The organism is Neochlamydia sp. AcF95, assembly GCF_018342455.1.
Lineage (GTDB): Bacteria > Chlamydiota > Chlamydiia > Chlamydiales > Parachlamydiaceae > Neochlamydia.
The window spans coordinates 63,555-72,707 of sequence record NZ_JAEMUC010000068.1; the positions used below are offsets into that span (position 1 = coordinate 63,555).

Sequence of the window (9,153 nt, forward strand, 5' to 3'; positions counted from 1 at the left end):
TAAGCATTGAAATCTATACTTAAAGCATGTTAGCATTAATAAGTTTCATATTAATAATTCACAAAAGTATACCTTTATGATGCCATCAAAGAATAAGATTCGTAATATAGCTATTATCGCTCACATTGACCATGGAAAAACCACTCTATTGGATGCCTTACTTAAGCAGTCCAATATTTTCCGAGATAATCAACAAGTACCAGAACGTATCATGGATTCCTATGATCAAGAGAAAGAGCGGGGAATTACAATCTTTGCTAAACACACTGCCGTTCAATTTGAAGATTTCAAAATTAATATTATCGATACCCCTGGACACGCAGATTTTTCTGGGGAAGTAGAACGAATTCTTGGGATGGTTAATTCGGTATTACTGCTAGTCGATGCGCAAGAAGGCCCTATGCCACAAACGCGTTTTGTGTTATCTAAATCTCTTAAGATGGGTCTAAAACCTATTGTCGTTCTTAACAAAATCGACCGCCCACATGCCAATCCTGACAAAGTCTTAGATCTTACCTTTGATCTTTTTAATGAGCTAGGGGCCACTGACGAGCAATTAGATTTCCGCTATTGCTATGCCTCAGGGTTATCGGGATTTGCTACCCAACATGTTAATGACCCTCGAGAAGATATGCGTCCTCTTTTTGAATTGATTATCGATGCAGTTCCTGCACCTAAAGGTGACCTTGAGAACCCCTTTCTTATGCAAGTTTCTACCATCTATTATGATGACTTCCTAGGCCGCCAAGCTTCTGGACGTATTTTAGAGGGCTCCCTTAAGAAAGGCCAACAGGTCATCCATATTGATGCCTCTGGCAAGCAGACAAAATCAGCAATTTCTCGCATAGAAGGCTTTCGTGGCCTAGAGAGAATTGAACTTGAAGAAGCTTCTGTAGGCGATATTGTAATTTTATCCGGGATCCCTTCAATTATGATCGGCGATACCCTCACCGATCCAGGTAAAATTGTTCACCTTCCTCCTATCAAACTAGATGAGCCTACCGTTTCTATCGACTTTACCGTCAACAATAGCCCCTTTGTAGGGCGTAGTGGTAAGCATGTAACCATGAACAAACTCCGTGAGCGACTAGAAAAAGAGAAAAAAGCGAATATCTCCTTGCGTATCGATGCCACGGATGAAAAAGTTTCTGTCGCTGGAAGAGGTGAATTGCATTTGGCCGTACTTATTGAAGCAATGCGCCGCGAAAGCTTTGAATTTAGTATCTCTAAGCCTACAGTGGTGATTAAAGAAATCGAGGGTGAAAAGCATGAACCGATGGAACGCGTGCATATTGAAGTGCCCGAGGAATATGCAGGTACTATAATCGAAGAGCTATCACGCCGTAAGGGTGAGATGCAACATCTGGATACCGACGAGCATAAAATCACCCGTATGGAATTTTTAATGCCTACCCGAGGATTAATGGGCTACCGTAATGAATTTTTAACCCAAACACGGGGCTTAGGGATTCTTACCTCTATCTTTGAGAACTTTTCCCCATGGAAAGGTGTAATTCCTGGTCGTCTCCGGGGAGTATTAGTTTCCATGGCTCCAGGAAAAGCTACAGGATACTCGCTTTTCAACTTGCAAGATCGAGGCACTATGTTTGTCACACCAGGCGATGATATTTATGAGGGCATGATCGTCGGCGAAAATAGCCGCGATAATGACTTGATGGTCAATGTTTCTAAAGGCAAACAGCTAACGAATATGCGTGCCTCTGGCAGTGATGAAAACGTGATTTTAGTGCCTGCCCGTAGATTTACCCTCGAGCAAGCAATCGACTATATCCAAGACGATGAACTGATCGAAGTTACCCCTGATGCTATTCGCATGCGTAAACGCTTCCTTACCGAACAAGAACGTAAACGTAAGTAAACTTATAAAAAGAAAGGCAGAGAAAGTATCTTATGGATACTTTCTCTGCCTTTGTTAAGCAGGCGGCTTGCTGACGCCTTTTCTTCTTCCTACTCCCCTTTTTACCTATTCTCCTGCATTTAAGCTTTATCTAGCTTCTTTAAGCTGACCTTTCTAGCAAATTAAAGCTACGCTAGGCTTATGTTTAAAAGGTGCAGGAGATAAATCGAAGTTTCTTTAAGCGTCAGGCATAGACATAGGCAATTAAATTCATTAGTTTTTTATTATTATTATTTTTAAACATTTTTTCTATAAGCTCTTTTTTTAATTGCTTAGCTTCTTCAGCTTCTTTAGGAAGGATTCTGGTTAGTCCTTTTCCTAATTTGTCGTAATAATAAATTGATTCAGTAACCGTTACAAGCGCTTGCTCAAGATTATTTTCTTTTAAATAAAGCTTAGCAAGATAATGTTTAGATTTAGCACAAATACTCCACTCATTTTTAAGAGAGCTTGAAGCTTTTTTAAATGCTTCCTTAAAATATTTTTTTGCTTTCTCAGGTTTTCCAAAAGGACAGTTACTATCGAAGTAAAGAGTACCTAAAAGAAGAAATACTTCTCCAGCTTTAAGATGGCCTTCTTTTAGCATGCGACGGGCTCCCTGGAAAGCAGATCCGCTTTCATTTCCACCTTTTTTCAGCCTCTCTTGTGCTTTGTAGTAATATCTCTTTCTTTCTTCTTCCTCAGATACAAGTTGTGCTAACTTAAGGTAAACTCTGCCCAATTGCAGATTACAATACCCTTCATTAAACTCATCGCGTTCTTCTTTCTCCTCTACAATTTTCTTCTCTTTGAAAAGGTTAAGATAAAGTTTTTCTGCATCTAACAATTGTTCTTTATTGCCTTCTAGAAGAATCCAGCCAATTCCTTGTCGCTGAAAAGTTATAATGTCAAAAGGATTTGGATTTTTATCCCAATCCACATCGCTTAAGATTTTTTTTAATGCAATATCGCCAAGTACCTTTCTTTGAGCAATACTACCTAGTTCTTTTTTCATAACCAAATCAACAAAGGTCTTTTGCTGAGAAGTATTATCTGTTAATTTTCTCTTGGCAATACTAGTTACTACTTTTCTTTGAGGAATATCATCTCCTATTTTTTCTATCACGCTATTCACTAGCACATTTCGCTGAATGGCAAGAGCTTTTTCAAAATGCTCTTGGGCTTGAGGTAGTTTTCCCTCTTGAAAATGAATTTTACCCAAGTAATGCAGGGCTTGAGCATAAAGGGCAGTAATTCTTATCTGGCTTCCAGAAAGCTTCCAGATTTTCTCAGCTGTTTCAACTTCTCTTTCAATTCCAGCAAGCTTTAAACTTTTCTTGAAGGCTTTTCGGGCTTCAAAAAAGTTATTGGACTGCAAATGATAATTACCTAAAACATTATATAAATGCGCAAAACAGTAAATTAATTCATCTTTTCTACCCAAGCTTTCTGCGTATTTTAAGAGCGGTTCAAGGTGATTAACAAGAGCTTTATTGAGACTATAGCCATCAGCAAAACGCATATCCAATTTATAATTGCGGGTAAGGAAAAGAAGAAAATCATTAAAATCATTAGATAAGTCCTTCCTTTCTTTTTCTATTTCTTCAAGAATAGAGTCTTGCAAGAAAGAATGAAACTCCCATCCGTCTTGTCCTACCTTACTAATTAGTGAACGATCCTTTAAAAGATCTAGAATGGACTCCAATAGCTCTGCTTTCCCCTTTTTCTCAAACCAAAGCCGAATTAGAGATTCATTAATAAGATAAGGATTAAAAAAAGGAATCATTGTAAAAAAATTTTTACATTCATTCTGTATTTGCATGCATTCTTGCACATTTAAGGAATATATAGCTTTTAAAAGCTGTTTAGCATCTACTTGATTAAGGTTTACCTTTTTTATTTCCCTAAGTTCTTGTAACTCGCCAATAAAGGATGTCATTAAACTATCATTAGAATTGAACTTTTTTTGTCTCTCATCACTTTTTATACTAGTAAGTTGCATCGCTTCTAGAAGCGGACCTATATCTACTAGAATTCTAGAAGAACCTTCTTCTTTCGATTCAATAAGAAATGTTAGCTTATCCTTATTAAGCTTTAATAGATCATGGAAAAAGCTGCCTCCTGCTTGTTTTTCCTTTTTCTGCCAAGATACCATAGCTTCTAAAAGTTTGGAGGCATCGACTGTTTCCTTATGGCCATCAGTACGCATTTTTATGAGGCTTTTTAATTGCGTTAGATAAGAATCCACTAAAGAATCAAAGGAATCAGTCGGCTTCGCATATTTAAAATAAATAGCGGATTGCTTAATAGCTAAAGGTAAGTAAGAGAGTTGACGTACCAGTTTGCGTTTTGAGGTGTGGGCTTGATTAAGAGACCAATGATTTTTTCCAAGGGCAACGTCGAAAATATTAAGAGCCTCTTTCTCGCTGATTGTATTTGCTTGCATATTAAACGACATTGCACCCTCTAACTCTTCGTGGGCAATAAGTAAAATTTTGCCTTTCAAACTATTTGTAAAGAATGCTTCTAATTCTTCAGGCCATTTTGAATAAAAATCTAATGTAGCTTCTGGCCTTTTTGGAAGAAAAGCTTTTAGCTTTTCGTATTTCTTGGGATCCAGGTTATCAACTATAAATAACCAATTGGGCCTCGTGATAAGCTTTTTGTTGACTTCCCTAATAATTTCCTCTTTTGAAGCGCCAGCGGGAACTTTAACTCCTAAATCTTCAGCAAATTTTCTGTACATGCATTTAAAAGTTTTATATTCTCTCATATCACCATAAAACACCGTTCGTATGCCCTCAGGTTGATCCTTTCTTTCTTGTTCATAATGTAGGGCATATTGTTTGGCTAGAGTAGTTTTCCCTGAACCGGATATGCCAATAAGTGCTATTTTTTGGATGGTGAACTCTTGCGTTTTAAAAATATTTTTTAATTTGGTAAGATTTCTTGTTTGAATCCAATCTTCTGTAGAGGACAGGTTTTTGTCCAAAAAGTCGATATGATTGATTTCCCCTTTAAAGTATTTATTAAAATAATCAGTAAGTTGAGCCTTAAATACAAGACCTGGTATTCCCACGACCATACCAAAGCCACTGCTTATTATCCACTTTTTGCTCTTGGATTCATTTATGTTATTAACTACTTTTGTGGGTAGTAAATTCACTTTATCTTTTAATACTACAAGCTCGCTTTTTGATTCTCCCAGCAATGTTTTAATCTCCCCTTCCGTGCGTTCCAATCGCGATTTTAATTCGGCATTAATCTTTTTTACTTGCTCTAGTAATTCTCTTGAAGGCTCGCTCTTTGTCTTTTTGCTGTAGAAGCGTTTATTTTTAGACGAGGGAGAACAAAGAAGGTGGTCAGGATGTACTTGCGTAAGGATAGCTCTAGGCATTTTATCATGCTTAAATGTCGAAATATATTGATGATTTGTGCTCAATGTGCGAAAGGCAATAGATACTGATTTAGAATGAAAAAGAACAGAGGAGAGTGGCTTATTTGCTGCGTAAAAGGGTAAAACATTTCCTAGTTTTGGATAAGAGCCTCTGGTGAATGGAGAAAATGCTTTTGATGAGGAAATAGACATATCATTAGACCTAGATTTAAGTTAAAAAAAGTACAAATTTAAATAGAATGCAATCTTACCGCTTAGTATATTCTTTTTTAAAAGCTGAGTTTGATTATTAGGGATATTGAATAATCCCCTAATATAAGTCAAAAAATTCCCTTAATTTTTGAATATTAGGTATCTTGTGAGTTTAAAAATTTTATCTAGCAATCCTCTTATATTTCCGGTGTTTAAAAATCTAACCTTCCCTAAGAAAGACTCGCAAGTATACGCAGAAATTGCCTTAAAGATATTTGAAAAATTGAGCCTGCAAGATCTTTGTCAAATAAATGTGGTTTGTAAAGAATGGAAGCAGCTTATTGATACCAGCAATTTATTTAAACAGCTTTATCAACAACTTCCTACAGCTAAGCTTCACCACTTGAAACAGCCTATTGCTATCCCATCTGTTGCTAATAATAAAATTATTAATGCTTCTTATTCTCTAGACTCTCTCCCCTCCCATATCTATCGCTGTATTTTCCTTTCGTTTGATAGTTTAACTCCCGGTGACTTAAGAAAAATCCTCGATGTAAGAACATGTGCACAAGTATTTAAACGAAATATGCCCAGTAATTTCAAATTCTTAACTTACTATCAACCACTAAAACTACAACCTTACGCGCGGAAGCTTGCAAATTATTTAGAACAGCTTGTTCATTCTATTGATCGAAATGTTATTTCTTTATCAAGAGATAGGTTAGAGGCAGCAGAAGAAGCTTACACACTACTATTAAAGCATGCTGTTGAAAAGAAAGACTCTATTCAAGAGAGCTTATGCTTAGAAATATTAGGCGATGTTTATTACCTCAAAGGAAAGCGCGAGCAACTTGTTCAAGCAGCCGGAATTTACATTTATTCCATATGCCTTGCCCCTAAAGATAGGCAAGGAATAATTAAAGAAAAAATTTTTAATGTTCAAAGGATACTTATTCAGCTATGCGGAGGAGAACCTATAAGCCTTGAACAAATGCAGAAACAATTTGAGGATAATCGTGCAGAATTAAAAAATTTTAGAGAAGGAGTAGAGAAGAAAATTCAAGTTCTCGGACCAAATCCTTCTTCTAGGGAAGTAAGAGAGCTTTACCGCGGGATTACTCAATAAATAAAGATTTTCTTTAGCCATCTTGCGGAGCAAGCCTTTGACGTCTTAGGCCCTACACCATGTGAATATGCCATGATAGGCTTTGGTTCTCTAGCTAGAGAAGAAATGACTCCTTATTCCGACTTAGAATTTGGCATTCTTATAAAAGAGGACACTCCTCTAAATAAGAAGTATTTTAAGAATCTGACCAATCTACTTCACTTGCTAGTGATCAACTTAGGAGAAACGGTCCTTCCTACTTTAAACATTCCTTGCTTAAAAGCCATTGATTTTTTTGATAGCATTACGCCACGAGGTTTTGCCTTTGATGGGGCGGGAGTAGAAGGAAAAGGCTGTAAAACTCCTTTTGGTAATAGCATAACTTTTGAGCTAATCCAAACTCCTGAAAAGATGGCCCAATATATTGGTAAAGATGATAAAGGCACTTGGTGGCATATGAAAGAGCCTCATCTCCCTATGGAGCTTTTAACCTTTACTTATTTGCTAGGTAGCATTGACTTAACAAGGCAATATAGCCAAAAAGTACAGGAAAAGCTTAACATACCTTATCAAGAAAACCTTGATCTTCGGCAGTACTTGGCCAAGCAACATCTAGTTAACGCTGATATGTTAACCTTCAATCCAGGACTGCAAGATTTAGAAAGACATGGTAGGCTTTTTAAAGTTAAAAATGATTTTTACCGTTTTCCTCATCTCGCTTTAGATCGTTTAGCCCTCCTCAATAAAATAGAAGTCTCAGATACCCTCACTAGAATTGATGAACTAAATAAGCAAAGAATCCTAACTCCAACTGCATCTGAAAAGTTAAAAAATTGGATGGGTATAGCATTATTCATGCGTCTAAAGACTTATTCACATTATCATGCTCAACAAGAGATGATGAACCCGCTGATTAAACCTTTTGGATTTGAAAATCTAGATCTTATTAAAAAACAGTTCGCTTTAGAACCAGGAATATTAAAAAAAAAATTAAAGAAATTTATTGCATTTTTTATTCCTTTTTATCATGCTATGCAGGAGTTTTTATTAGGTAATGAAGCCAGTCTTAAGCTTTCAGATTTAGAAGATAACTCCCCCCAGACACAAGGGGATATAGCAGCGCGGCTTTTTCAATATAAAGAAGCTGAAGATTTTTACCTTCAAGCCTTGGAAGTAGATCTTGAAAATGTAGGTGTGCTAAACGCCTTGGGGATGATCTATCACGAACAACAACAATTAGATGAAGCGTTGGGATGTGTTAATAAAGCACTCGAAATTGACAAAAGGCATATTCATGAAAATCTTCTCAATGTGGTAAGGGATTATAACAATCTAGGACAGATCTATCAAGATCAAGGAAATTTAGAAAAGGCTGTAGAGTGTGCTAATGAAGCTATCAATATATGCGAGAATATGCCTTATGGAAAAAATAGCTATACTATGGCAGGCCTTTACAACAATCTGGCAATGATTTACGAAGCTCAAGGAAACTTAGAGGAAGCGGCTAAGCATGCCAATCAAGCACTCGAGATTGACAAAAAGCTATTTGGTGAAAATCATCCTCATATAGCCACCTGCTATAACAACTTGGGAATGATCTGCGAAACCTTAGGAAAGTTAGAGGATGCGGCTAAACATATCGATCAGGCCTTGGAAATTGACAAAAAGCATTTTGGCGAAATTCATCCCAATGTGGCAATAGGATACAGCAACCTAGCTAAAATCTATAAAGGACAAGGAAATATAGATAAAGCTTTTGAGTATGCCAACCAAGCACTCATGATCAGTCAAAAACTTTTTGGCGAGACACATCCAACTACGGCAACTATGTACAACAATTTAGGACAACTTTGCCAAGCTCAAGGAAAATTAAAAGAGGCATTTGAGTGTGCAAATAAGACACTTAGAATTAATAGCGAAATTTATGGAGAAGATCACCCTACTTTGGCAATAGATTTGTTTAATTTGGCAATGCTCTACGCAGAGCAAGGCAACACAAAGATGGCAAGTAATTATCTCAGTCAAGTCCAACACATCATTACTAGTCTATATAGAAAAGGCAGGGAAATTGCATGAAGATTTAAGTTGACAAAGCAAGGGGTATAATTATCATTCTTTTCCTTAAAAAGGAGGAATGAATGAATACTCATAAACCCAATAGTATTTTTGCTGTATTTAAGGATCTGGAAGATCCAAGGAAGCAAAGAAACCAAATCTATAGTTTGTTTGATATTGTTACAATTAGCATTTTGGCAGTTTTATGCGGTGCAGATGATTGGGCAACCATCCATTTATGGGCATCTTGCAATTTACCTTGGCTGCAAGAGCATGGAATCTGCTTAGCAGGTGTGCCATCGCATAATACTTTAGGAAGATTTTTTCGCTATGTATCTGCATCGAATTTTGAAAGATGTTTTGTACAATGGACCCAAAATATTGCTGGAGCCATTAAAGGCGTGATTGCTATAGATGACAAAACATTAAGAGGTTCGTGTGATATAGCTCGTGAAGGAAAAGCAATTCACATGGTTAGTGCCTTTGCAGCAGAGAATAAGCTAATAC

The 9,153-nt window shown here is 36.8% G+C and carries 5 protein-coding genes; 4 read left to right on the forward strand and 1 reads right to left on the reverse strand.

From position 1 onward, the window contains the following. Positions 1-79: 79 nt before the first annotated feature. Entirely contained in the window at positions 80-1,879 is a 1,800-nt protein-coding gene (gene typA, locus NEOC95_RS08290) for a translational GTPase TypA (RefSeq protein ID WP_213152480.1), read from the forward strand. Between the two features lie 223 nt (positions 1,880-2,102). Here the strand turns inward: typA and NEOC95_RS08295 are convergent, their stop codons facing one another. Beyond that, positions 2,103-5,486 (reverse strand): tetratricopeptide repeat protein, encoded by a 3,384-nt coding sequence (locus NEOC95_RS08295; protein WP_213152475.1) that lies wholly within the window; start codon positions 5,484-5,486, stop codon positions 2,103-2,105. 208 nt (positions 5,487-5,694) lie between these two features. On the opposite strand from NEOC95_RS08295, the gene NEOC95_RS08300 reads away from it, so the two are divergent. The 3 genes from NEOC95_RS08300 to NEOC95_RS08310 form a co-directional block, all read left to right on the forward strand. Next, complete coding sequence (locus tag NEOC95_RS08300; protein WP_213152476.1) at positions 5,695-6,612, forward strand: F-box-like domain-containing protein; 918 nt, start codon at positions 5,695-5,697, stop codon at positions 6,610-6,612. 6 nt (positions 6,613-6,618) lie between these two features. Continuing rightward, positions 6,619-8,667 (forward strand): tetratricopeptide repeat protein, encoded by a 2,049-nt coding sequence (locus NEOC95_RS09625; protein ID WP_349305273.1) that lies wholly within the window; start codon positions 6,619-6,621, stop codon positions 8,665-8,667. A 62-nt stretch (positions 8,668-8,729) separates the two neighbouring features. Next, positions 8,730-9,153 (forward strand): ISAs1 family transposase (locus NEOC95_RS08310; RefSeq protein ID WP_213152478.1); only part of this gene is annotated, 424 nt, incomplete at its 3' end.

What these genes read in the sequence shown, in the direction of transcription:
- typA (WP_213152480.1), top strand. Translation starts at nt 80, where the DNA reads ATGCCATCAAAGAATAAGATTCGTAATATAGCTATTATCGCTCACATT.
- NEOC95_RS08295 (WP_213152475.1), bottom strand. Translation starts at nt 5,486, where the DNA reads ATGTCTATTTCCTCATCAAAAGCATTTTCTCCATTCACCAGAGGCTCT.